Source organism: Rhizobium sp. Rhizsp82 (assembly GCF_047325115.1).
Lineage (GTDB): Bacteria > Pseudomonadota > Alphaproteobacteria > Rhizobiales > Rhizobiaceae > Rhizobium.
Window position 1 is genome coordinate 711653 of sequence record NZ_CP168569.1, and the last position, 25636, is coordinate 737288.

The window sequence follows — 25636 nt, forward strand, 5'->3', positions numbered from 1 at the left end:
CGCCCCTCTTCACCCGCCGAAGGCTGTCACAGAGATGAAGCGACTTACCCCTGAGCAGTTCGACCTCCTCGAAATGCTCGACGATACAAGCAAGCTCAGACGTCTTCCTGAAACATCGACCAGTCTGGCATCGCTGGAGGAACTTGGTCTCATAGGGCCAGATCTGACCCTCACGGATGCCGGGAAGGCAATCGTGTCGCGCCGGACGAAAGATCGTTTCACGCGCAGCGTCCACTGATCGAGTTTCTTTATCGCAGGTCGCGGCTTGCAAAGCCTCGTTTGAAGAACGCCGGTTCCGCTTTGCATGTTCAGATTGCCAGCTTCGCGTCAGTCGCGAACTCGCCACAGGCGTGCTGAAAGGCACCCTGGCAAGCTGCTTTGCCTTTCCTGGGTTGTGACGTTAACGGGGCCTAAAAGATTCGGTGCGAAAAATCGCAAGCGTGGGAGAGAGGGGTGAGCTTCGCGTGAGGGGCGGGCTGACGACTTTGCCAACGATGTTATTGAAAGTCATATTTTCGGGAGTTCGAAGTGCTGAGAGTTATGTCATGTATCGCTTACGAGCATAATCTCGCCTATGTTTTAGCCGCGGCCGTTCTTTGCATGTTGATGTGTACGGTCACCGCCAGACTTTTTGATCAGGCCGTTCGTTCTCCCGCCACGTCACGTCTCTCCGGCGCTATTGTCGCGGGCATCTCCGGAGGTCTGTCCATTTGGACGACGCACTTCGTGGCAATGCTAGGGTTCAAAATGCCGACAGAGTTGGCATTTGATCCCTACCTGACTGTCGGGTCGCTCCTTCTTGCGGCACTGTTTTCAGTCGCCGCCTTTACTATCGCGATCAACCTGTCGAGACCGGCGATACCGTTCGTCTCGGGCTTCTGTCTTGCCGGCGCAATCCTTTCCATGCATTTCGTTGGGATGACGGGGCTAAGGAACGCCGACGCGCTTTTCTGGGACCGCCGTATGCTCGTCGCGGCAGCGGCATTGGCGTTTGGCTTCGGGGTCGCGACGATGGTTACCCTGATCCGTCTGCGTTCAAGGATAGGCCTCGGTCTTGGCCTCGTGCTAATGACACTGGCCATCTGCAGTGCTCACTTCACGGCAATGACTGCGGTCACGGTCGAACCCGCGCCGTTGCAGGCTGCCGCGAACGGTACGCTATCCAATAGCATGCTGGCGGTTCTGGTGGTCGGCGCCGCGATCATTTTTGCGGGAGCAGTCGTTATTGTGACTGACGCACGCGCGCAACGCGAGCTTCTCGAAGCGTATCGTTTCGCTGCGCACCACGATGCTCTGACAGGCTTGCCAACCGAGCCCACCTCTATGACGAGCTGACGAGGCTTTTGGATGTGGCGACGTGCCGGCCTGGGCGTCTCGCACTGGCGGTCGTTGATCTCGACCATTTCAAAGAGGTCAACGACGTCAGGGGACATCAAGCCGGTGACGAACTGTTGCAAGATGTCGCTCGGAGCCTGTCGGCTTCGCTTGGACCAAACGAATTCGCGGTTCGCATGGGCGGGGATGAATTCGTCGTGGTCAGGCACGACATCGCAGCGGATCAAGACGTCGAGGATTTTTCGATGCGGGTGCTGCGCGCGATCGTCAGAAGCGACGGCTCGCAGCCTTGGCTTTTGTCTGTCGGTGCAAGCGTTGGCGTGTCGGTTTACCCCACGGATGCTTCGGATGTCGAGGAGCTGATAGCACGGGCAGATTCTGCCATGTATCGTGCAAAGCGCTCCGGCGGCAGCCGATTCTGCAGATACGAATTCTCCATGGACGAAAAGCGACGCGACAGGACGGCGCTTGCTGCGGATCTAAGGGTTGCCTTGGACAGGGACGAATTTGTTCTGCATTTTCAGCCCCAGGTGAACGCAGCTTCCGGAGACATACTGGGTCTGGAAGCGCTCCTGCGCTGGAACCATCCGCAAAGGGGCTTGATCCCGCCTTCGGAGTTTATCCCTATCGCAGAGGAAACCGGGCTGATCGTCCCGATCGGAAGATGGGTTTTGGTCTGTGCCTGCAGTCAGGCGGCATCATGGCCGCTTCCGGTCAGAGTCGCCGTTAACATCGCCTCGGCGCAGCTTGGAGAACCAGGATTTCGGTCGATGCTGGCAGAGATATTGCAAGGCTCGGGGTTGCCTGCGCAGCGGCTGGAGCTTGAGATAACAGAGGCGAGCGTCATCGAGGACCGGGAGCGCGCGCTTGCGGTGATCACTGAGCTGAAGGAACTGGGGGTTCAGATCGCCATGGATGATTTCGGCACGGGATATTCGTCATTGTCTACCTTGCAGATCTTTCCCTTCGACAAGGTCAAGATCGATCGCTCCTTTATAAAGGACATCAATGCGAACACCGTCTCCCAGGCCATCGTCAAGGCAACCCTTCTGCTGGCCGACTGCCTCGACATGAAAGTGATCGCCGAAGGCGTAGAGCGTCCCGAGCAGGCCGCATTTCTGCGCGGCCTCGGTTGCCATGAGCTACAGGGCTATCTTTACGGTCGACCGGTGCCGCATACAGACGTTGCTTTTTCGTTGACGCCGCCTGAACGCACCAACGTGGCAGGGGTCCACCCCGCTGGCAGATAAGGGCCGACAAGACGCCAAAGGTCGAGGGCGGAGCAATGGTTCCGTCGGGGCGTCGCTCCCCTCTCTGCAATCTCTTATGGATTTGAGCAGCGCATGGCGCTTGTCTTGGCGAAAGGCCATTACCCTCCCGCCGTCGCCAAATCAGATCGTTGCGCGGCTCTAATAAAGCCGCAGTCCACGAGGTTCGTAATATCACGCACGAGGACCTTTTTATCACGTATTTTCCCGGCTGCGAGGGTTAGGACCCTCCTGCGACCTTAGAGGCCTCGGCCCCACCCGTAGTAGGAGGGGCGGACTTTCAGTAGGCTCGGCTCCTCCCTGATCAATCTGTTGACCGTCTTCGAGAGAGCAAGCCTGCGCAGCGTGGAATGGCTGATTATTCCGTGGCCGTGGAAGTCGATCAAAAGTGCTCGCACCGAAATGCGCTCTTCATCCGAGCCGATCCACCCATCCTCGATCAACTCCTGCAGCACGTTGAGGCATACGGCTGGAGCCTCGTCCGTTGCTGTTTCCTCGGGCTTCATCGGCTTTCTTCCGCAACGCTTTTCATGCAACCTGCGCAAGGCCGGCGTCTTCATTCGGGTCCTCGACCGGCTCCCAGTTGCAGCCGGCACGATAGCGCCAGGCCAGCCGTCCTTCCTCGTTGAGGACAATGAGGTGCATCCATCCGTTGTCGAAGAGCGGTTGGACAGATGGGTGCCGGCGCAGAACCGCTGCTATCTCTTCCTTGGGCGCCTCCAGCGCCACAGTGAGCCGTTTCGGGTCGTGCATCAAATTCGCACCGTCGTGAACTGATTGCCAGGGCAGCCCCGTCCGCAAGTTTCCGCCGTTGCCCTCCAGAACGCCGATGCCGCCCACCGCGTTGTGCAGCAATTTGTTTCCAGACCCGAACAGCGACGGGGCAACCGCGGAGCCAAAATATTGCAACCCGATCCAACTGGCCACGACGACCGGGGCGGTCAGGATCAGCTCCAGGATTTTGAAGTCGACATCACGTTGCCATTCGTAGTCATGCAGGAAGACCCGTCCGCCGAGAGAACGTCCCCGCGTCCTGGTGCGCGGCGCAGCTATGAAGGCCGAGCAGCCGGCAAGCCCGGCTTCCGGCCGCATCTGGGCCCATTGACGGCCACGTGTGCCGATCGTGTCTGCTGACGATCCGCGCAGGCGACCCGCCCGCTCTGCTCGCGTGAGGTCACCGGCTTGCTGGAGCCACGTTCCTACGGTGGTCAGCGCGGATCTTTCGATGCCTTCTGGAAGGTCGCTTTCAAAAAGCGTCACATCGTCCGACGCAGTGTCATGGAGCGCGCCGACGAAGACAGTGTCGGTCGGAACGTCGATCCCCCTCGCAGCCAGGCCGTTTCTGACATCGACTTCGTTCAGCATCATCGCCAGCAGCCGCGCGCTGACATCGCCTGCATGGCCACCACATGCCCCGCATTGCAGAGCGCTGGCAAAGGGATTGTTGACGACCTTTGAACCGTGTCCGACCAGCAGAACGATGGGCGCGAAATCGGTGATGAGGCCCATCCCGCGCAAAGCACCCTCCGCGACGTCCGTCTTTCTTTCCGCAGTCATCTGATCGGAGAGTTGCAGCGGGTAGACCTTGTTGCCCGCCTTGCCTGTTGCCAAGGTCGATAGAATGAGGGGCAGGGCAGCCAGGGGACCGGCCGCTTCGACAAAGGCAAAGGAGGAGACTGCGGCGACCTTGAATCGGCTCCAAGCACGCTTGGCACGGGCGGTTATCTGCGCACCCCGATCCTTGCTGGCACTGGAAGCTTCGCACGCGAAGACCGAAGGCTCAACCAGCACCGGTAGCCGATTTTCCGAGGTGACGGTGCCCCGGCGCCGGAAACTGGCGCCCACACCGAAGAAGCCGGCAAAACCGCGCGTCTGGATACCAGCGTCGGCGCTTTCGAGCGCTCGCCTGAACGTTTCCGAGCGTACGTCGATGCAGAAGGCTGCCTGAAGGCTCGGTCGTCCCGTCCGCTGGCGACTGTCGCACCTCTCTTCAAGCAAGCTCTTGAGTTCGCGCTGGTAGGCGCGTTCTGTGGCTGTTTGTAGCACCGCATCGATCAGGTCTTCAACGCCTGGCGATATCGGTTGACGATGAGCGGCGAGCGCTTCGGACCAACGCGTCCTGACGTCGGCGGGACTAATCTTGTAGAGCGCCTCTTCGAACACCAGGCGGACGGTGAGTAGCTCGAATAATGTTGTGTCGCGATTTCCATCTCGTTCTGCGAGCCAGTTCAGGTGCCGGGCGTGCTGGGCCCAGCCGCCCATGCTCACCAGGAGCTGATGAAAATATGTTCCCGGTTCGCCAATCCCGAGCCCTCGGCACGCATTTGAAAATGCGGCATCTGCGGTTGCGGCAGCGTGAGCGACGTGAGACGCAAAACCGCTCAGCCCCGACAACTCCGGCGTCAGGTCATGCATCGCGAAGTGACGCCAGCTTGCAAACAGCCCCTGATCTTGCGGGGCCGCCCATAGAGCTTGCCCGGCGTCGAAATAGCCGCTGGCAAAGCTCGATATGCGATCGCCAATCAATCCCTCCCAGTCCCTCCCGTCAAAGGCCGAGGCGATGCTGGCAAGCGACGGAAGGGGTGCGGAGCTGACAGGCTCGTTCGAAACACCTCGTTTTATCTGCGCAAGATCCAGTTTTGCAAACGATTCACGTGAGGCGATCGCGCCGACAATATCATCATCACGGATGGTCCCATCGCGTAGCTTTTGGACGTAATAGAAACGCGGCGGGGCAAGTCGGATGCCGGCAAGCCTTTGGAACAGCGCCGAGACATTTTCCAGGCTCTCGTTTGCCTGGCCCAGGAAAGGGTTGACGGCAACAGTGGCTTCGAGCGGCCAGGCGGGAGGGATCGCCCGGACTGCAGCTTCTGCGACGAGAAGAAGATCGTGGTTGTGAGCTGTTTGCAGTTGCATGGTCAGTCCTTGGTGATTGTTTGGGCGGCGGAAATCGCGCCGGTGGAGCGCAGGAGTTTGTCGACGATCGGCTGCACGTAAAAGCCGTTTGAGACGTGGACGCGCAAGCCAGCGCAAGCGGGATGATGGGCCCATTTTGGCAGCAGCGCCTGCATAACGGCGACCGCGCCGAACGATAGGAGTGCGAGGACGATCAACGTCCATTCAAGGGGACCGGCCGGCGGAGGGGCAGGAAGGGCGCCCGCTGTCAGCCGCTCCAGTAAATGCTGCAGGGCAAAGTAGGCGACGGCGGTGCAGAGTGAGAACATGGTGGTGCGCAAGGTCAGCGATCTCGGCGCGGTCTCCGCCATTCCCTGTGCGACAAGGTAGGCGATGCCAAAGATGAGGATCGTGCCAAGGGCAATCGCCTGCGGCGGTTTTTCGGTGATGCCGAAGGCGATGCCGATGAAGAGGTAAACCCCTATCGCAATGGCGAAAGACTTTCCGACCGCCAACATGCTTGGTGAGGAAACGGGTCCGGGTCGACGCGTTGCAAGAACCTGTTCAACAGCCGAGCCTGACGCCAGAAAAGCGTGAGCCTTATAGAGCGAGTGGGCAACGGTATGGAGAAGCGCGAGCGGGAAGAGAGCGAGGCCACACTGCAGAATCATGAAACCCATCTGCGCGACGGTCGACCAGGCCAGTGACGTCTTGATTGCCGGCTGCGTCAGCATGACAACACTGCCGAACAGTGCCGTAAAGCCTCCAAGGATGATCAGGGCTGCAAGGACGGCTGGTGCCTGGACCATGATGTCGGCGAACCGAATGAGCAGAAAACCGCCGCCGTTGACAACGCCCGCATGCAGCAGTGCCGAGACCGGGGTCGGGGTCTCCATGACTTGGGTGAGCCACCCGTGTGTGGGAAACTGTGCCGAGCGCAGGAGCGCTGCAACGGCCAGCAGCCCTGCCGCCCAGTGGATCCCGCTGGTTGATTGGGAGACCTGGAGCGATGAGAGCTGAAGGCTGCCATCCGTCCACCAAAGCAAGACGAGCGCCGCGACCATGGCCAGGTCGCTCCCACGGGCAAACAGGAAGGCCTGATGCGCAGCTTTTCCAGCCTTGGGTCTATCAGAGTAGAACAAAAGAAGTTTGTTTATTGCAATGGACGAGCCCACCCATCCTACCAGCAGTCCGGCAAAGGATTCTGATTGGACGGCAAGAAGAACCGCAGCGATCGTTGTCGCCATCCACCCCATGAAGCGCGCCTGCCCATTCTCCGTATCCAGCGCTATCTGAGAATAGCGCACGACCGTCCATGATATGAATGAGACGAGAAGAAGCATTGCCACACTGACGACGTCGATGCGTGAGGCCAGAATATCGAGATGGCTCCCGGCACCGGTGGAGGTGCCGGCACCAAGGCCCAGCAGGATAGCGACACAAAATGCCGACACCAGAAGCGCAGCGATCGCCGCATTCTCAACGATAGTCGCTGCGGTGCGAGGTTTCGCTCCCGGACTGAACGCATAGGCAGCGGCCAGCAGGAATATTGTCGGACAAGCGAGTGGCGTGAGGTAAATCAAAGTCGGCTCCTGTTATGCTCAAGGAGGACCTATCCCACGCCGTGGCTCGTTAAAAATACATTGATTGCGCAATTTCGTTCTTTTAAATAGAACGATGGCAGACCTCAACTATCATCATCTCCGCTACTTCTGGGCCGTTGCACATGAGGCAAACCTCACCCGCGCCGCCTCGCTCCTCAATGTTTCCCAGTCGGCCCTGTCTCTCCAGATCAAGCTTCTGGAGGAGCGATTGGGCCACGCTTTGTTCGAGCGGCGGGGGCGTCAGCTCCACCTCACCGAGGCGGGACGTATCGCACTCGATCATGCAGATACCATCTTTGCGGCAGGCGACGAACTGATCGCCACGCTTCGGGAAAGTGGAGCAACCAGACGCACTGTTCGCATCGGGGCATTGGCGACATTGTCGCGCAATTTTCAGATGGAGTTCCTTCAACCGATCCTGGGTCGTCCGGATGTAGACCTGGTTCTTCGATCTGGCAGCTCGCGCGAGCTGATAGAGGCGTTGCAGACACTGAGCCTCGACATCGTCTTGTTGAACAAGTCTCCCGCGGCTGATCCGATCTCCGGCTTGATCGCCCAGCACGTATACGAGCAACCCGTCAGCCTTGTCGGAAAGCCGTTTCACGCCCGAACCGGCGCATCGGTAAAGGAGCTTCTGGCTGCATATCCATTGATCCTCCCAACACCGGAGAGTGGCGTTCGCTTCCAGTTCGACGCCATCGTCTCCGGCCTGGGCGTCCAGCCGCAAATTGCCGCCGAGGTCGACGATATGGCAATGATGCGTTTGCTGGCGCGGGCAGGGGCCGGACTTGCGGTTCTTCCCCCGATCGTCGTCAAGGGCGAGCTTCAGACCGGTGAGTTGATCCAGTTTGACGTCCTGCCGAGCATCATCGAAACATTCTATGCGGTTACCGTGCGAAGGCGGTTTCCAAACCCGCTGGCAGCGCTGTTGCTAAAGCGAGATCATGATTGACGCCGGGTTACTCGACCCCTTTTCACATACCGCTCATCCGCTGCAGACCGTCCAGTATCGCCCTCCGTTCGCTGAACCTTTCGCAGCCTGACGTCCTGCCGTGACACGGTGGGGTGGGGCAAACGGTCTGCTTTCGATCGGTTTGCAATCCATTCTAGCCTCCGGTCAAGACTTCGGCCAGCAGGCACCAAACGTTGCATTCCTTTCGTGAGCCAGAATTGGACTGAGAAGATGACCTTCTTTCCGGCGCTTTGAAGCTGGTCAGCATCGCAGCGATGAGACAAAACCTTCGCGATACTTCGCTGGCGTCGTTTCGAAGCGGGTCTCGAAGGCATCGTAAAAGCGGGAGAGCGACCCAAAGCCGCTTTCGAACGCAACAGAAGCGATCGGTAGCTCGGAGGAGATCAGAAGGGACTGCGCTGTGTCCAGCCGATGTCGTGTAACAGCCTGATGCATTGTCATGCCGACTGTCTTCTTGAAGACCGTCATGGCGTAGTTTGGATGAAGCCCCGCCGCGGCCCCGACAGCGGCGATGTCGATTGGGCCAAGGGCGTGTTCGGCGATATATCTCAGCATCACCTCGACTTTCGGCAGCCTGTCGGCGTCCATATCACGAGACGATACGAGAGCGGAGCCCTGTTCCCGCAGATCACGCCAGCCATCCCGTCCGATCCGTCGGATGCGCGCCACGAGCTCGTCCCTGACGATCTGCTCGACTTCCTGATCGCCCGACAGCAGCTCCTCGCGCCAGCGCAGGAACATGTCCCTGTCAAAGCTTCTGACGCTGATTGCTTCGATCAGCGCGCCCCTGAAGACGGCGTCTCGAAATGGTGCCAGGCCGTGCAAGTTCACAAGAACGCTCATCGGGACGTATAGGCAAACGAAGTTCGTCGGGTCGGTCACCTCAGTGACTTGATGGGGGACCATTCCCCAGAAGAGACAAAGCTGGCCTTCCGAGATCTGAAGGAGTCGTCCATCCAACCAGTAGGTCATACGCCCTTCAAGGACGAGGTTGATCTCGACCTGGCTGTGCATGTGAGGACCGCTCATGCGGCGCACGTCAAGGCGCTCGCCCGCACAGAAGCGATGATCTCCGAATACGACCAGCGGGTGTCTCGTCGCGCCGGAATGCACCGGAATGGATTCGTCCTCGAACATGCCTTCTCCTGTAAAACGCGGACATCTTAGTATCCAGGAAGCGTATGCTTCAAGAGCGGTAGCAGAATTCTGCGCGATGTGATGTGGCTATGGCAAGGGCCGGAGGTACTCGGACGGCCCGCTGCATATCGGTCAGGGAGGAAGAAATGACCTTTACGAACTATATTTATGCATTCGCGATGAGCACGGCATTCATGGCGTCCGGCGCCTGGGCCGGCGAGCTCGTTCTCAATTCGGATCAGTCGGATCCCGCCCCGAAAAAGGCAATGGAGGAGCTGATTGCCGATTTCCAGGCCAAAAACCCCGACATCAAGGTCAAGTGGAACAACTTCGACCACGAAGGCTACAAGTCGGCGATCAGGAACTTCCTGACTGCCGATGCGCCTGATGTCGTGGCCTGGTATGCAGGTAACCGCATGGAACCGTTCGTGAAGGCCGGGCTGGTCGATGACGTGACGGACGTCTGGAAATCAAACGGCTTCGACGACCAGTTGAAGTCCGCCGCGGCGTCCATGACCATCGACGGCAAGAAGTGGGGCGTGCCTTATACCTATTACCAATGGGGCATCTACTACCGCGCCGACATCTTCAAGGACAAGGGCATCGAGCCGCCGAAGAGCTGGGATGAATTGATTGCTGCCTGCGCGAAATTGAAAGCCGATGGCATTACCCCATTCGCAATCGGGACCAAGGCGCTCTGGCCGACGGGCGGCTGGTTCGACTACCTCGATCTGCGCGTCAACGGCTACGAATTTCACATGGACCTGACCTCTGGGAAGGTCGCCTACACGGATCCAAAGGTGAAGGCGGTCTTTGACAAGTGGGCGGAGCTTGTAAAGCCGGGCTACTTCATCGAGAACCACGCAGCACTTGACTGGCAGGACGCGATCCCCCAGTTCGTTCAGGGCAAGGCCGCCATGTATCTCATGGGGAATTTTGCGGTCGCGCCGATGAAGGACGGCGGATTGAAGGAAGACCAAATCGGCTTCCTGCAATTCCCGCAGATCACTGCCGGTCTTCCGGTTTCCGAAGAGGCGCCCACCGACACCTTCCACATTCCGGCCGCAGCCAAAAACAAGAAGGACGCCAGGACGTTCCTCGCGTATCTGGGCTCTCCGGAGGCTCAGGCGAAGATGAATGCCACGCTCGGACAGCTTCCGGTCAATAACAAGGCTCCAAAGCCTGAGGACAAGTTCCTGGAAGCAGGCTTCACGATGCTTTCGAGCGCGCACGCACTTGCTCAGTTCTACGATCGTGATGCGCCGGCGGACATGGCAAAAGCCGGCATGGAAGGCTTCCAGCAGTTCATGGTGAAGCCGGACAAGCTCGACGCGATCCTTGAGCGGCTCGATAAGGTTCGCGCCCGCGCCTACAAGTGAAGCAAAGCCGCTGAACCTACGCTGCCGGATGACTCTCCCCATTCCGGCAGCGCCTTTCGTTGAGGAAATAACAATGGTCGTCCGAAAAGCGACCCCAGCCGGCATGTGGTCAAAAAACCAGCGCCACTGGGCTCCAGTTTTGTTTCTTGCGCCAGGCGCGCTGATGTTTCTTGTCTATGTGATCGCACCTGTAGCGCAGTCGGTGTGGATCAGCTTTCACGACTGGGATGGCCTTGGCGCCATGACATGGATCGGCCTTGGCAACTATGTCGAACTTCTCGGTGACGATGCCTTCTACACTTCGCTCGAGAACAATCTTATCTGGCTGATCCTCTATCTCCTCGCCGTGCCTGCCGGGCTCGCAGCGGCGCTGTTCCTGAACCAGACGGTTGCGGGTATTCGCATCTACAAGTCGCTCTTCTTCTTTCCTTTCGTGATCAGCCAAGTCGTCGTTGGACTTATATTCACCTGGTTCTACGCGCCGAACTTCGGCCTGTTCTCCGCCCTGATACATTCGCTGACGGGCACCGAGGTCGCCATTCTCGCCGACGAGCGTTTCGTGACCTACGGCATCATCGCGGCCGGTCTCTGGCCGCAGATCGCCTATTGCATGATCCTCTACCTAACCGGCCTCAACAACATCAACCCCGAGCAGGTCGAGGCAGGGCGCATGGACAGTGCAAAGGGCTGGAGCCTGTTCTGGCACATCGTTCTGCCCCAGCTTCGGCCGGCGACCTTCATTGCCGTTGTCGTCACCGTTATTGGCGCGCTACGTTCGTTCGATCTCGTTTCGGTGATGACTGCCGGAGGACCGTACGGGTCCAGCCGTGTGCTTTCCTACTACATGTACGAGGAAGCTTTGTCGGAATACGGCTTCCGAATGGGCTACGGTGCGGCGATCGCCGTCGTCCTGTTCGTGATCATGATGGTCTTCATCACCTTCTTCCTCGTTCGCATGATCCGGCAGGAAAGGAACGCGTGATGTTTCCGACACCAGTTCAAAAAGCATCGCCCTGGATTTCATGGGCCTATCAGATCCTCTTGCCGATACTGCTGGTCATTTGGCTTCTTCCTCTTATCGGGGTCGCACTCACCTCGATCCGCCCATCCGGTGATCTCGCTGCTGGCAACTATTTCGGCATGCCTTCCGGCTTCGCCGGCGTCGAGAACTACACCTCAGTCTTCCGGGATTCTCCGATCGGCTGGTATATCCTTAATTCGTTCAAAATCACCGTTCCAACCGTGATTGGCGCAGTCGGACTGTCGTGCCTATGTGGGTTCGCGCTTGCGGTCTATCGCTTCCGCGGAAGCCTCTTCCTGTTCTTCGTCTTCGTTGCCGGCAACTTTATTCCGTTCCAGATCCTCATGGTTCCAGTCCGCGATCTTACTCTTAAGATGGGTCTTTATGACACCGTGACCGGCCTGGTCCTTTTCCACGTCGCTTTCCAGACGGGTTTCTGCACTTTGTTCATGAGAAACTTCATCAAGGGTCTGCCCTTCGCGCTCATCGAGGCGGCGAGAGTTGAAGGCGTCTCCGAATGGAAGATATTCCGGCACATCGTTCTTCCCCTGATGCGACCGGCCATCGCAGCGCTCTCGGTTCTTATCTTCACCTTCGTCTGGAACGACTATTTCTGGGCAACTGTCCTCGTGCAGGGTCAGGCAGCCATGCCGGTCACGGCCGGACTGAACTCTCTGAACGGTCAGTGGGTCGCTGCCTGGCACCTGGTTTCTGCCGGTTCGATCGTGGCGGCGATGCCCCCGGTCCTGATGTTCTTTTTCATGCAACGGCACTTCATCGCCGGGCTTACTCTTGGAGCAACCAAAGGATGACTGAGATCGTCACAATGACGAGCGGCCCGCTTTCCCTCGTAATTGGTCTACCCACAGCAGGGATGCCGGAAATCATTTCCTTTGGGTTGAAAGCTGCGACGGGCCGGATTTGGCGCGACGATATGCGGTCGAGCCGGGTCAACGGCATGGATGAGGCCGGGCCTTCGGCGGTCCTTCTACCGACAGGAGGCCTCGGTTATTTCGGTTGGCCTGCCATTTCAGGCCATCGTGACGGACGAGACTTCGTTCTACAGTTCCGGGATTGGAAGGCCAGGCACGACGGATCGACGACTACTCTGCACGCCGTAGATCCGGTGGCGGCGATCGAGATCGCAATCAACATCTGTATGAGTAACTCTGGTGTCCTGTCCATGTCGACCTTCCTCACGAACCGCGGCGCAGAATACACGGTGGATCGCTGCATGGCCGCGAGCTTTCTTCTTCCGCAGGGGGAGGCTACGCTGAATTACTTCACGGGCATGTGGGGACGCGAGTTCCAATCGAGGTCGTGTCGCGTCGATCACTCGCTCTGGCTACAGGAAAACAGACGCGGGCGAACGTCCCACGACAAGCCTCCACTTATCTCGGTAGAGGTAGGAACGCAAAACCTCTTGTTCCATCTTGGATGGAGTGGCAATCACGTGATCGCCGTGGATGTTCTCGACGACGGCCGGCGTCTTGTCCACCTTGGCGAGCTTTTCGAGCCGGGCGAGATCAGGCTTAAGAGGGGCGCGACCTATAGCAGCCCAGTCGCGTACGCTTGCAGCGACGACGCCTGCTTCCATGCGTTCGTCCGTGATGAGCTATTGCTCTGGCCCAAGGGGATAATGAAGCCTCGTCCGGTCATGTTGAACACTTGGGAGGGGAACTACTTCGATCACCGTCTGGATTCGCTCAAAGCGCAGGCAGACGCTGCGGCGGCACTCGGGATTGAGCGTTTCGTGCTCGACGACGGCTGGTTTGGCAAGCGGGACGACGACACGACAAGCCTCGGCGACTGGACTGTCGACAGCCGCAAGTATCCCGATGGCCTGACGCCGCTTGTCGATCATGTCATTGGACTGGGGATGGAATTCGGCATCTGGTTCGAACCTGAAATGGTGAGTCCTCAATCCGACCTGTTCAGGGCTCATCCCGAATGGGTTCTTCAGGTTGACGGTCGCCCATTGCTCCTCTCCAGGAACCAGTTGGTTCTCGACCTCAGTAGGCCGGAGGTCGGCGAATACCTTTACGGGGCGATTTCGGCTTTGCTTTCGAAGCACGCCATATCATACGTGAAATGGGACATGAATCGCGACTTGACCCATGTGGGCGGCCGCGACGGCACGGCGCGAACCTCTGCGCAGACGCAAGCGGTGTATACTCTGATGCACCGCATTAGGTCGGCTTTCCCGCATGTGGAGATCGAATCCTGCGCTTCGGGAGGCGGACGGATAGACTTCGGCGTCCTTCGTTACACGCACCGGGTCTGGACATCGGACTGCACTGACGCGCTAGAGCGGTTGGAGATTCAACGCGGTGCGTCGTCTTTGCTACCGCCCGAGATCCTGGGGGCGCATATCGCAGCCTCGCCGAACCACCAGACGGCTCGTCGTTTGTCGCTTTCCTTCAGAGCGATCGTCGCGCTCGCCTACCATCTGGGCGTCGAATTGGATCCGGTCGCTCTCTCCGAGGACGACAGGGTCGAATTGTCGCGCTGGATCAAACTGCACAAGGACTTGCGGCCGCTGCTTCATGCTCCGGACGCACAGTTCCGGATGGCGCCTGAAGATGGCCGCTACGTCTGGGGGGCAGCGGACAACGACCGCATGGCAGTGTTCGTCGCGCAGGGGCCGCAGATGGTCGCAGAGCAGCCTCCGCCGCTGAGGGTGCCGGCGCCTCAACATGACGACCGCTCGTGGAGGGTCAAGGCGATCCACCCTGCAGAACCCGATTTCATCCGAGTGTCGGACATGCAGCGTCGTTTATTGAGGGGCGAGCTCTCGTTCTCGATCCCGGACCTCACCGAGCTGGGACTGCCGCTGCCAATGCTGAGACCGGAGAGCGGCTTGATCCTTGAACTTGAACCCGTAGCAGGAGTGCATTGAATGGGTGCTGTGACGCTGGAAGGCGTGACCAAAAGCTTTGGCTCAGCCGCAGTGATCAAAGGTGTCGACCTTGATATAGCGGACGGAGAGTTTTGCGTTTTTGTCGGACCGTCCGGTTGCGGGAAATCCACGCTCCTGCGCATGATCGCCGGTCTTGAAGACATTTCGTCGGGCAAGCTCGCGATCGACGGCAAGGACATGACACGGGTCGGTACGGCGCAGCGCGGCGTCGCGATGGTCTTTCAGTCCTATGCGCTCTATCCTCACATGACCGTGGCAGAAAATATCGGATTCGGCTTGAAGATGACCGGCCATCCGAAGGCGATGATCACCGAGCGGATACGGCAGGCCGCTGTAATGCTGCAGCTTGAGGCTCTACTCGATCGAAAGCCCTCGCAACTTTCGGGAGGCCAGCGCCAGCGCGTCGCCATTGGTCGTGCGATCGTCCGTAATCCGGAAGTTTTTCTGTTTGACGAACCCCTGTCGAATCTCGACGCCTCGCTGCGTGTTCAGATGCGCACCGAAATCAGCAAGCTGCATCAGGACTTGAAATCCACCATGATCTACGTGACGCACGATCAGGTGGAGGCCATGACGATGGCCGATAAAATCGTTGTGCTTCAGGCTGGCCTGGTCGAGCAAGTCGGGACACCTATGGAACTCTATCACCGTCCCAAGAACATGTTTGTGGCGGGCTTTATCGGCTCCCCGAAAATGAACTTTCTCAAGGCGGTAGCATCGCCGATAGATGGCGGCATACGAGTGACGCTGCCTGGCGGAGCGTCGATCGATGTCGCGGGAAGCGGTGCGGTGCGCTCGGGTCAAGAAGTTACTTTGGGCATCAGGCCGGAACATCTGGAAAGCCAGGAAGGCGACGTGCTGCTCGACGGAACGGTAAGGCTCGCCGAACGGCTGGGATCGGAGACGATGCTTCACATAACGCTTACAGAAAACAGCGGGATAACCGCCAAGGCTGATGGCCTTTCTACAGCACGACCGGGCGACAAAATCGCCGTTGCCATTCCCGCCCGGGCTTGTCACGTCTTCGACGCTAATGGTGTCGCAGTTATCAATGGGGATCTGACGCGCTGATGCTTGGTGTTTGCTATTATCCGGAACACTGGCATGAAAGCCGGTGGAAAGCTGATGCCGAGCGTATGCGGCAGATCGGCATATCATTCGTCAGGATCGGTGAGTTTGCCTGGTCAAGACTGGAGCCCAGGCGTGGCGATTTCCAGTTTGACTGGCTTGATCGTGCGATAGACGTCCTGCATGCCGCAGACCTCAAAATCGTCCTGGGCACACCGACTGCGACGCCGCCTAAATGGCTTATGGACGACCATCCGTCCATAGCACCTGTCGACGAGCATGGTCGAACCCGCGGCTTCGGCTCGCGGCGACACTACACGTTTTCATCAGACGTCTGGTGGGCGCAATCGCGTCGCATCGTAGAGGCCGTCAGCAAACGGTACGGTGAACATCCAGGCGTCGTCGGCTGGCAGACAGACAATGAATACGGCTGCCACGATACGACCCTTTCCTGGGGGGCAGAGGACCTCATTGCCTTCAAGCGCTGGCTGCGATTGCGCTACCAATCGACGGATCAGTTGAACGAGGCCTGGGGCTCGGTATTCTGGTCCATGGAGGTCAACTCATTCGAAGAGGTCTGTCTCCCAAACATGACCGTAACCGAGGCGAACCCGGCGGCAAGGCTCGACTTCTGGCGATTCCATTCCGATCAGGTTGCCGCCTATGACAAAATGCAGTGCGAAATCATTCGACGTAACTCGCCTGGCCGCTGGATCACGCACAACTTCATGGGCTTCGTAAACGACTTCGATCACTGGCAGGTTGCGGAAAATCTCGATCTGGCGTCCTGGGATAGCTATCCCATCGGCTTCGTGGAGAAGTTTCCCTTCAACGAGACAGAGAGAGACCGTTGGGCTGAGACCTCTCATCCTGACATTGCCGCGTTTCATCATGATCTTTATCGGGGCGTGGGCAAAGGCCGCTTCTGGGTCATGGAGCAGCAACCGGGTCCCGTCAACTGGGCGCCCTGGAACCCGGTGCCCAAGCCAGGCATGGTCCGCCTCTGGACGTGGGAAGCGCTAGCCCACGGCGCTGAAGTCGTCAGCTACTTTCGCTGGCGGCAGGCGCCTTTCGCTCAAGAGCAGATGCATGCCGGCCTCAATCTGGCTGGGCTCGACGAACTCTCTGTCGGCGGAGAAGAGGCAAAAATCGTAGGGCGCGAGCTGCAAGAGATCGGCGCTCTGCCGCAAACAGGGCAGGCTTCCGTCGCTCTCGTCTATGACTATGAGACATACTGGGCCACCATGATCCAGCCGCAGGGCAAAGATTTCAGGTACGACGAACTTGCCTTCCGCTGGTACGAGGGCGTTCGGCGTCTGGGGCTTGACGTCGATTTCGTGAGGGCAGGCGCCTCTCTCGAGGGCTATGCCGTTGTACTCGTACCATGCCTCATGCACGTATCTGACGAGGCATACCGGGCGCTTTTGCGAGCGACGGGCAAGGTGTTATACGGCCCCCGTACAGGTTCGCGCGACCGCCATTTCAAAATTCCTCAAAACCTCGCGCCCGGTCCGCTCGCCGATCTGACCGGGGTCCGGGTCACGCAAGTCGGCTCGATGCGCCCCGGTCTCTCCCGCTCCATCGATGGGCGGGTTTCCGGGCTTGGAACCAGGTGGGAGGAGCATCTTGAGACAGGGGCCAATGTGCTCGCACGCTTCGATGATGGAAGGCCTGCGCTGACGCAGAACAACAATCACTTCTACCTTTCTGTTTGGGCCAGCGAAAATCTTCTGCGATCGACACTCACGCAATTGTGCGACGAGGCTGGATTGAAGCCTCAGGCCCTACCTGAGCATGTGCGCATGCGGCGCATCGGAAATATCCAATTTGCATTCAATTACGGGCCGCAGCCACACCTTTTGGATCATGAATTTGAGTTTATCATTGGCGCAAGTAAGATCGAGGGTGGCGACCTGGCGGCGTGGCGGACACCAGATGATACATCGCAGACCGCATCGCAATCGAGGCCGTGACAGCACTGTTCAGTTTTTCCTCTCACTGAGGCTCAGGCCTCAAGCAGCCCGAGCGCTCGCGCAGCATTCTTCCCATGCCGTGCGAGCGCCTCGAAGTGGCTTTTTCGGCCGCTGCCATCACGGAAGTAGAACCCGATGGTCCGCGTCTCCTGCCAGTCTACGAATGGGAGCAGCAGAACGTCTTCAGATTGACGAAACTCTGATCGAGCGTAGAGCTCGGGAAAGAGCGAGCAGCCCATGCCGATCGACATCATGTGCCGAATAGCGTCAAGGCTCGTTCCCTCATAGTCGTCGACGATTTGGGCGCCGGAGGCGTCAGCAAGATGTCTGACATTTTCGAAAAGCCTGTTACCGCTGCCCAGAGCGAGCAATGTCTCTCCTCGAAGGTCCGCCACCCGGGCGACCCGCGCCCCCGCAAGCCGATGCTCCCGGGGTATTCCCAGATAAAGCTTTTCCCGCCCGATCGGAATGAATGTCAGCGTGTTGTCGGTTAGAGCCGGTCCTATCCCGCAATCGAGGATACCCTCGACCACCGCGCTCTCGATCGCTGCAGGGCGATCCTCCGTGATGTATATCCTGAGCTCCGGAAATTCCGCATGGATCGTGGGAAGAAAGGTCGGCAAAAAATAAGGACCAAAGCTCGGGGAGGTTCCAAGCTTGATCAGACCCCCAAGGGTTTTGGCGCTTTGGCCAACGGCGTCAAGGAGATCGTTGATTGCGGCGAGGGTGATACGGGCGCCATGCACGAATTGTTCACCGGTTTTCGTCGTGATTACGCCGCTGGATGTCCGCTCGAATAGCTGGATCCCCAGGCCGTCTTCCACCGCGCTCACCTGTACCGAGAGCGTCGGCTGGGAAACATGACACCGACGCGCAGCCGCACCGAAATGCCGAGCTTCAGCTACCGCAATCACATATTCCAACTGGCGAAAGGACGGACGAAAAGGCATTGCGTGATAGAAGCATGCTATCGCAATGATTACAACAATCAATTGGCGCTATCATGAACTGCTCTCCACCTCTGTCCTGAAAAAAGTGTCAGGAGGCGAAGATGAACGATAACGTTACATTCCACGACAACAGCCCGTCGCGCCGGGAGGCTCAGCGCAAGCTCATCTCAACTGGGATCCAGCGTTCGAACGGGAAGAGGTCGCGCGTGCGCAAGCGTGACCGTGTCGACTATATCGAGCGGCGCAACCGAGATGGACATTCAGTGACCGTTCCGGTCGTCCGCCGCCGCAGCATGTCCCGAGTTCTTCTGCTCGAGGATATGTAACGGACCGGCGACCTGGTCAGAAACGCGTTAGCGCTGGGCGTGAACCGAGTTGAGACGGCTCGCTAAACCAAGTCGCCAAACAGACGTGCCTTATCCGGCACATCCCCACGAGCCCTGCAGTCCGGGCCCTCTGGCGAGAGAAGCCGGTCCTCTCGCGATGTCGGATGTCGTATTCAGATCGAACGACCGGTCGGAGAGAAATGTGGATTACGGCTTCCTTCTTGTCGATTGGCTCGGCAAGCCACTTTGGATGTGGCTGACGTTCCTATCTATTGTCTTGGCGCTTCTCGTATTCGACTTGGGCGTTCTGCATCGCCACGACCGGGAGATTTCGGTACGCGAAAGCTTTATCCTGTCGTCGATGTATATCGGGCTGGGACTCACTTTCGGAGGGTGGGTCTGGTGGCAGCTCGGCGCCGAACCGGGGATCAACTATCTGACGGGCTTCGTCGTCGAAAAGACGCTGGCGCTCGACAACGTGTTCGTCATCGCCTTGATTTTTTCATTTTTCGCCGTCCCCCGGATCTATCAGCATCGAGTGCTCTTCTGGGGCGTCCTCGGCGTTATAGTCCTTCGCGCGATCATGATCGGCCTCGGTGCGACGCTTGTATCGCAATTTTCCTGGCTACTCTATGCATTCGCGGCTTTTTTGATCGTCACTGGCGTCAAGATGCTGTGGGTGGGCGATAGTCTACCCGAGATGGGCGACAACCCGGTGGTCAAGCTCCTTCGTCGCCGCTTTAACGTCACAGATGAGCACCATGGCCAAAACTTCTTTGTCAGAAAGCCCGATCCGAAAACGGGCAGGCTGGTCTGGTTCATGACGCCACTATTCATGGCGCTCGTCATGGTGGAACTGGCCGACATAATTTTTGCGGTCGACTCGGTGCCGGCGATCTTCGCGATCACGACAGATCCGTTTATCGTCTACACGTCGAATATATTTGCCATTCTCGGCCTTCGCGCCCTGTACTTCGCGCTGGCTGCCATGATCCATCGGTTCAAGTACCTCAAGCCGGCTCTTGCGATCGTGTTGATATTCATCGGCTCGAAGGTCTTCGTGGCCGATCTGCTCGGTCTGGAAAAATTTCCCGCAGCAGTATCGCTTGGGATCACGTTCCTGATCATCGGAACAGGCATCGTCTGGAGCTTGCTGCGGACGAGCACCGCGCACAGGACATAGCCGAACCCGACGGAGCAGCTATAGTTTTGTATACGCGCCGGACGGTGTCCGGCGCGGTCGTCCGCAAATCGCCTGGGCTGACGCAGGACGAATACGTCTGGCACTGCCCACGGGGCGTCGAGGTCCTCTCCGGCTGTAGCCTGCTATATCGACAGAAGAGACAACGCTTTCGCAAGGGGCCTGGTGGCCCACGCCTCTATTCTGCTGGAAGAATGAGAATCAAGCTGGCGGTCGCCCCTCAGTCAGCATGGCACCGCCATCTGCACTTGCACTTGCGGCGCCAGGACCGTTGCTATTCCGGTCCCGCCAACGTTTGATCGGAGAAGCGTGCTTGCTGACCGCATCATGTGATTGCCGGATAGACGTTGCGAGGGTCGATTAAAAAACTCAACCTTGCCAGTCCGGACTGCCGGCCAAGGACGGAAGAGTTTTTGCAGTCCCAATATGAGGTTTCGGGACGGGGCAGATCGTTCTTACCATCGATAGCTGCTATTCCAGCTTCAGAAGGCCCGACACAGTAAATATATCCTTATCGCCGCGGCCGCAAAGGTTGACGATTATGATCTCGTCGCGCTCCATGCGCGGCGCGATCTTCATCACCTCTGCAATTGCGTGCGAAGGCTCCAGGGCCGGAATGATCCCCTCGATCGTAGACAGGAATTGAAAGGCATTCAAAGCCTCAGCGTCTGTCGCGGAGCTGTAGAAAACGCGCCCTGTGTCTTTCAGCCACGAGTGCTCCGGGCCGACCCCGGGGTAGTCCAGCCCAGCGGAGATCGAGTGTCCTTCATTTATTTGACCCTCTTCGTCCTGCAAGAGGTAAGTGCGGTTGCCATGCAAAACTCCAGGACTTCCCCGTGTCAGTGAGGCGCAGTGTTGCGACGTGTCCAAACCTTTTCCGGCGGGCTCGACGCCAAGCATCGCCACATCGCGGTCGGCTAGGAAGGGATGGAACAAGCCGATGGCATTGGAGCCACCACCGACAGCGGCCACCAATAGATCGGGAAGCCGTTTTTCAAGTTCTACGATCTGCTCGCGTGCCTCCCGCCCGATGACGGATTGCAAGGTTCGGACCATCTCTGGATAGGGATGGGGACCGGCGGCTGTGCCGATGAGATAGTAGGTGTCATCGATGTTTGAGACCCAGTCGCGGAGCGCCTCGTTCATAGCGTCCTTCAGGGTCCCGTTTCCAGAGCGGACCGGGCGTACATCGGCTCCCAGCAGCTTCATCCGAAACACATTGGGAGCCTGCCGTTCGACATCAGTTGCGCCCATGTAGATCACGCATTCGAGACCGAACCGCGCGGCCATCGTCGCAGTGGCCACGCCATGCTGGCCTGCACCGGTCTCCGCAATGATCCTGGTCTTGCCCATGCGTTGGGCAACCAGGATCTGGCCGAGACAGTTGTTGATTTTGTGCGAACCGGTGTGGTTCAACTCGTCTCGCTTCAGATAGATACGAGGCCCTCCCAGTCGGCCTGTCAGTCTTTCCGCATAGTAGAGTGGGCTCGGTCTTCCAGCATAATGTCGAGACAACATGTCGAGCTGTTGCCAGAATGATGCATCTGTTTTCGCTTTCTGCCACTCTTCGCTCAGGGCGATCAAGAGGGGCATCAGCGTTTCGGGCACAAAGCGTCCCCCGAATCTTCCAAAAAATCCGTCATCATCCGGTAGCGCGTTGTGTGTGAGCATTTGCATCATGATCTCCTTGATGCTCTTACGCCACTGGCTGCATTTGGATGGTGCCGACTGACTGTTTTATGCTTTAGATCTCAGCCATTCATCGGATTGTAGCGGTCAAGCATCACCTCGAGTGGCACTTTGGCCTGCAGGGTTACCGCCAGCAGAACCGTGCCGCTTATCTTGCGCTGTACGAACAGCTTGTCTGGTGGCGGCACGCGCCACGTATTTCGATCTGCAATGATCGGTTCCGCCTTTTCCCGAATGGCTTTGACGAAGTCTCGATCTGAAAAATCGAACTGGTAACGGTCGTGTCTTGCCAATTGCCGAAGGACGATATCGATTATTTCATTGAGCGCGGCGCTGTGGTTCGCAATCTGCGCAGAAGAAACAAACTCCATGGTCAACAGGGCCCGTCGGATTTTGGTGCGATCGCGAGCAAGGCCGGCACCAAGCAAAGCCTGGTATTGCTCGGCGGTATCAGGTGCAAGCTGCCGCGTTGCGCCAAAGTCGAGTAAGACAATCTTGCCTGTATTGGCCTGAAACCGATAATTGGCGAAATTGGGATCAGTCTGCATGAGTTTGAACTCGAACAGTTCCTTAAGAACAAGATCAAGAAGCGCAGTTACAGCGAGATTGCGGTCTTGCTGCGGGGCATCGGTCAAGGTCTCGATCTTTGAACCGGCCATGTAGTCCATCGGCAAGACAGTCTCATGAAGCAGGTCATCGACCGGAGCCGGTACCAGAAATCGTGGGTCGTCTTCGAGCAGCGCCCTGTAGTGTTTCATCTGCTCCGCCTCGCGCAAATAATTGGCCTCCTCCCGCAGCTGACGTTTTGCCTCCGCGAGCAGGGGGCCGAGATCCAGATTTGCCGGAACAAGGCCGGACATGCGCAGGATCGCAGCAACGTTATCAATATCGGAATCGATACTCTTAGCGACGCCGGGATACTGAACCTTGACAGCGAGCTCGCGACCTGTCGCAAGCCGGGCGCGGTGAACCTGACCGATCGAGGCCGCCGCGATCGGGGCCATATCGAAGCGAGCAAACCTGGATCGCCAGTTGCTTCCCCAGGCATTCCTGAGCACGCCCTCGAGTTGACGCAGCGGCATCGTGTGAGCATTTTCACGAAGTTGAGCAAGGATTGCGGTAAGTTCCCGAGGCAGGATGTCGCCGGGGTCAAGCGACAACATCTGGCCTAGCTTCATTGCTGCACCTCGCAGTCGCGATAGTTGCTCTGCTGCACGCGAGGCGTTTGATGGTGTCAGAACAAGGTCTGAAAGATGCGGCCGTTCACCCCGCGCCAGACGCCCCAGCCCCTCTCCCACAGCTCCGGCGACAACGCCGCCGGCGAGCTTTCCCAAAGCAGCAAGTCGGCTAAGACGGCTTTGAGGTACCGGGCGAGTTCGGTCGGTCATTGGACGATCCTTTGCAAGGCGACGTTCGAAACATGAGCCGGTTGGAGGCCACAGGTTTCGCAACGCGGCCCGCATGCCGGTGGTGAGGCCGGTGAGGTGCAGGAGTGCCACAAAACCGTCAAATGCACCTGCATCCTGATCACGATTTCCAGCTGCGCTACCGCTTGGAGCGGGGCTAGTCGCTGCGCATGCTGCAATGTTACGTGCGCCCCAAGACCCCCTCTATCGCTGGCGCGCCAGCTGCATGAAGCGCGCCTGATCTGACGCAAACATCTGGAACTGGCCGGTGAAGAACGTGGTTATGGTCCTGGCGCCGTTTTTCTGGATCCCGCGCATTGCCATGCACATGTGCTCAGCTTCAAGCATCACGGCGACACCTTTGGGTCTTAAGCTCTCGTCCAAGGCTTGCGCAATCTGAGCCGTCATCGTCTCCTGCGTCTGAAGCCTGCGGGCGTAGAGATCGACCAGCCTTGCAATTTTTGACAGTCCAAGAACTCCATGATCGGGAATATAAGCAACATGGGCAACCCCATGAAACGGGACCATATGGTGCTCGCAGTGCGAATGAAACTCTATATCCCTGACGAGGACCATGTCACTGTACCCACCGACCTCTGAGAATGTCTTGGCCAGAATGTCTTCAGGTTCAACATCGTACCCCGAGAAGAGCTCGCGATAAGCCTTTGCCACGCGTCTTGGTGTTTCCATTAGCCCTTCGCGTGACGGATCATCGCCAGCCCAACGGATCAACGTACGCACGGCCGCTTCTACTTCCAATTGGGTCGGCCGTTGCGGATCTGGCGTAAGCTCGCTGTTGGTCACCACCGCGTCCATTTCACTTTCTCCTCAATCTGTCAGGCTGGTGTTACGCTGACCAAGCACAGGTGGATCAAACAGGCGTTGAGCTGAACAGTGGTTTCTGATCTGTTTCGGCGCAGAACCGTACAGTGAACCGTCATTGATTACGGCGAACGAATATGGTCGCGATGCAACGCGTTGGTATTATTGGTGCGGGAATGGCCGGTCTTGCTGCGCCCGATCGCTGTCGAAGTCCGCGAACGTAACGGTTTTCGAAAAGGAAAGAGGCGTCGGCGGCCGGATGGCGACACGTCGGGTCGATAACAGCTCGTTCGACTATGGCGCACAGTATTTCACAGTGCGTGATGCAAGTTTTTCCAGGCAGGTGAAGGCAGCTTGTGAGGCCGGCCTGGTCGCTGTTTGGACCTGCGCTCCCATGACCTTACCGGACAGTGGTTTACCGAAAACGGCTGCCTTGGACCCCACACGGTACGTCGCTATTCCAGGGATGGACGCTCTCGCAAAATCAATGTCGGTCGGTCTTGATCTCCGGCTGCATACGTCTGCGGGCAAAATTACAGGCAAACCCGGTAGCTGGTATGTCAACGCTGGTCATGCCTCGCATGGGCCATTTGATTGGGTGGTCGTAGCAGCGCCTGCCCGACAGGCGGCCATGCTGATGCCTGAGCTGTTCTCGCACCATCGAACATTGACGGGGGTCACAATGAGTGGCTGTTTCACGTTGATGATGAGAATGCTAAACGATGCCAGATTGCCATTCAAGGCTGCCTGGCTGTCGGATCCTGTCATCGGCTGGATCGCTCGTAATCACACTAAGCCAGGTCGCGCATCGTCCCCGACCCTGGTCGTCAACGCAACGGCGTCATGGGCGGACGCCAACATCGATGTATCGCTCGATATCGTGCGCCGGACGATGGTTGAGGCTTTAAAGCGTCATATGCCCCTGAAGCCGGCCGAAACTCGAACAGTTGTCATTCACCGTTGGCGCGATGCCGACGTCATAGAGGCTGCCGGCCAGCCTTTTCTCCTCGATGAAGGCAATCAGCTTGGCGCTTGTGGCGACTGGTGTATTGGAGGTCGTGTCGAGGCAGCATTCATGAGCGGCTCGAAGCTTGCGGATGCCATCCTCGCAGCGATCGGAGAACGGGAATGAAAGCGACGGTACGCGGCGTTTCGACGGTCCTCACCTATCTGGGTGCGCTGCCATTCTGGTTGCTCGTACTGCCAGTAATCCTTCAAGTCGGCGCGGCCTCGCAACTTTTTGCTGCTTACGGGTCCATTATTGCAGCGTTCATGGCCGGAGCGTTGTGGGGCGGCGCGCAGGCTTCGGCGTCTGGTCTCGGTATCATTGTGCTAAGTAACGTGTTGGCGTTGGCTTCCTTTGCAAGCGTTTTGATCGGATCACCCGCGCTCGGTCTTTCGATCCAGATGGCGCTCTACCTCGTGCTTCTCGCTTGCGATTTCTCGCTCTTGTCTGATCGTGCAGATCTCCGCTGGTATCTACGGCTGCGCTCAAGAGTCACGGCACTCGTTGTTCTGTCCTATGTTGTCGTGCTGATACACGCGGGTTTCAACATATCGAGGTGATCGCATCGCTTTATGTGGCGACCGGGACGCGTCTTGAAAAAAATCAAACCGAAATCGTGAGGATGCGTAGACAGGCGACCGGGCAAGAGACCGGCAACGAGAG

The 25636-nt window shown here is 58.2% G+C and carries 22 protein-coding genes; 14 read left to right on the forward strand and 8 right to left on the reverse strand.

All coding sequences use genetic code 11. The features are described from left to right. The first annotated feature begins 34 nt into the window (after positions 1-34). From ACEN84_RS03585 to ACEN84_RS03595, 3 genes are all read left to right on the forward strand, one after another. Positions 35-238 (forward strand): hypothetical protein, encoded by a 204-nt coding sequence (locus ACEN84_RS03585; protein ID WP_148194964.1) that lies wholly within the window; start codon positions 35-37, stop codon positions 236-238. Between the two features lie 290 nt (positions 239-528). Continuing rightward, entirely contained in the window at positions 529-1335 is an 807-nt protein-coding gene (locus ACEN84_RS03590; protein ID WP_413708653.1) for an MHYT domain-containing protein, read from the forward strand. Between the two features lie 14 nt (positions 1336-1349). After that, positions 1350-2585: a putative bifunctional diguanylate cyclase/phosphodiesterase gene (locus tag ACEN84_RS03595; RefSeq protein ID WP_413709036.1), complete on the forward strand. Its 1236-nt coding sequence runs from the start codon at positions 1350-1352 to the stop codon at positions 2583-2585. Between the two features lie 257 nt (positions 2586-2842). Here ACEN84_RS03595 and ACEN84_RS03600 read toward each other — a convergent pair whose 3' ends face one another. From ACEN84_RS03600 to ACEN84_RS03610, 3 genes are read right to left on the reverse strand one after another with little or no spacing between them, the layout of a single operon-like run. After that, positions 2843-3109, reverse strand: coding sequence for a hypothetical protein (locus tag ACEN84_RS03600; RefSeq protein ID WP_112717150.1), 267 nt, complete (start codon positions 3107-3109; stop codon positions 2843-2845). Positions 3110-3131: 22 nt separating this feature from the next. After that, complete coding sequence (locus ACEN84_RS03605; RefSeq protein WP_413708654.1) at positions 3132-5519, reverse strand: YbcC family protein; 2388 nt, start codon at positions 5517-5519, stop codon at positions 3132-3134. A gap of 2 nt (positions 5520-5521) precedes the next feature. After that, positions 5522-7081 carry a proton-conducting transporter membrane subunit gene (locus tag ACEN84_RS03610; RefSeq protein WP_413708655.1) on the reverse strand — a complete coding sequence of 520 codons (1560 nt, stop codon included), beginning with the start codon at positions 7079-7081 and terminating at the stop codon, positions 5522-5524. Between the two features lie 94 nt (positions 7082-7175). On the opposite strand from ACEN84_RS03610, the gene ACEN84_RS03615 reads away from it, so the two are divergent. Then, positions 7176-8054, forward strand: coding sequence for a LysR family transcriptional regulator (locus ACEN84_RS03615; protein ID WP_112717145.1), 879 nt, complete (start codon positions 7176-7178; stop codon positions 8052-8054). Between the two features lie 261 nt (positions 8055-8315). On the opposite strand, the gene ACEN84_RS03620 is transcribed toward ACEN84_RS03615, so the two are convergent. After that, positions 8316-9212 (reverse strand): helix-turn-helix domain-containing protein, encoded by an 897-nt coding sequence (locus ACEN84_RS03620; RefSeq protein WP_112717143.1) that lies wholly within the window; start codon positions 9210-9212, stop codon positions 8316-8318. Between the two features lie 146 nt (positions 9213-9358). Between ACEN84_RS03620 and ACEN84_RS03625 the strand changes: the two genes are divergently transcribed. From ACEN84_RS03625 to ACEN84_RS03650, 6 genes are all read left to right on the forward strand, one after another. Further along, positions 9359-10591 carry an ABC transporter substrate-binding protein gene (locus ACEN84_RS03625; protein ID WP_413708656.1) on the forward strand — a complete coding sequence of 411 codons (1233 nt, stop codon included), beginning with the start codon at positions 9359-9361 and terminating at the stop codon, positions 10589-10591. Between the two features lie 103 nt (positions 10592-10694). After that, positions 10695-11573, forward strand: coding sequence for a carbohydrate ABC transporter permease (locus tag ACEN84_RS03630; protein WP_112717562.1), 879 nt, complete (start codon positions 10695-10697; stop codon positions 11571-11573). Beyond that, positions 11573-12424 (forward strand): carbohydrate ABC transporter permease, encoded by an 852-nt coding sequence (locus ACEN84_RS03635; protein WP_112717139.1) that lies wholly within the window; start codon positions 11573-11575, stop codon positions 12422-12424. Before ACEN84_RS03630 ends, ACEN84_RS03635 begins: the two co-directional genes overlap by 1 nt. Beyond that, on the forward strand, positions 12421-14511 hold the full coding sequence (locus tag ACEN84_RS03640) for an alpha-galactosidase (RefSeq protein ID WP_203431359.1): 2091 nt from the start codon (positions 12421-12423) through the stop codon (positions 14509-14511). Before ACEN84_RS03635 ends, ACEN84_RS03640 begins: the two co-directional genes overlap by 4 nt. Next, a complete protein-coding gene (locus ACEN84_RS03645; RefSeq protein WP_112717135.1) occupies positions 14512-15603 on the forward strand; it encodes a sn-glycerol-3-phosphate ABC transporter ATP-binding protein UgpC in 1092 nt (363 codons plus the stop codon). Beyond that, a complete protein-coding gene (locus ACEN84_RS03650; protein WP_413708657.1) occupies positions 15603-17573 on the forward strand; it encodes a beta-galactosidase in 1971 nt (656 codons plus the stop codon). Before ACEN84_RS03645 ends, ACEN84_RS03650 begins: the two co-directional genes overlap by 1 nt. Positions 17574-17605: 32 nt before the next feature. Here the strand turns inward: ACEN84_RS03650 and ACEN84_RS03655 are convergent, their stop codons facing one another. Then, complete coding sequence (locus tag ACEN84_RS03655) at positions 17606-18565, reverse strand: LysR substrate-binding domain-containing protein (protein ID WP_413708658.1); 960 nt, start codon at positions 18563-18565, stop codon at positions 17606-17608. A gap of 59 nt (positions 18566-18624) precedes the next feature. Between ACEN84_RS03655 and ACEN84_RS03660 the strand changes: the two genes are divergently transcribed. After that, a complete protein-coding gene (locus ACEN84_RS03660; protein ID WP_148194973.1) occupies positions 18625-18849 on the forward strand; it encodes a hypothetical protein in 225 nt (74 codons plus the stop codon). Positions 18850-19006: 157 nt separating this feature from the next. Then, positions 19007-20032: a TerC family protein gene (locus ACEN84_RS03665; RefSeq protein WP_413708659.1), complete on the forward strand. Its 1026-nt coding sequence runs from the start codon at positions 19007-19009 to the stop codon at positions 20030-20032. Between the two features lie 489 nt (positions 20033-20521). On the opposite strand, the gene trpB is transcribed toward ACEN84_RS03665, so the two are convergent. The 3 genes from trpB to folE form a co-directional block, all read right to left on the reverse strand. Then, positions 20522-21727: a tryptophan synthase subunit beta gene (gene trpB / locus ACEN84_RS03670; protein WP_413708660.1), complete on the reverse strand. Its 1206-nt coding sequence runs from the start codon at positions 21725-21727 to the stop codon at positions 20522-20524. Positions 21728-21801: 74 nt separating this feature from the next. Next, positions 21802-23127, reverse strand: a complete 1326-nt coding sequence (locus ACEN84_RS03675) for an ABC1 kinase family protein (protein WP_413708661.1) — start codon at positions 23125-23127, stop codon at positions 21802-21804. 222 nt (positions 23128-23349) lie between these two features. Next, positions 23350-23961, reverse strand: coding sequence for a GTP cyclohydrolase I FolE (gene folE, locus ACEN84_RS03680; RefSeq protein ID WP_413708662.1), 612 nt, complete (start codon positions 23959-23961; stop codon positions 23350-23352). A 124-nt stretch (positions 23962-24085) separates the two neighbouring features. Between folE and ACEN84_RS03685 the strand changes: the two genes are divergently transcribed. Both ACEN84_RS03685 and ACEN84_RS03690 read left to right on the forward strand, forming a co-directional pair. Next, entirely contained in the window at positions 24086-25099 is a 1014-nt protein-coding gene (locus tag ACEN84_RS03685; protein ID WP_413708663.1) for an NAD(P)/FAD-dependent oxidoreductase, read from the forward strand. Then, positions 25096-25533: a DUF3429 domain-containing protein gene (locus tag ACEN84_RS03690; RefSeq protein WP_203431355.1), complete on the forward strand. Its 438-nt coding sequence runs from the start codon at positions 25096-25098 to the stop codon at positions 25531-25533. Before ACEN84_RS03685 ends, ACEN84_RS03690 begins: the two co-directional genes overlap by 4 nt. Positions 25534-25636 lie beyond the last annotated feature (103 nt).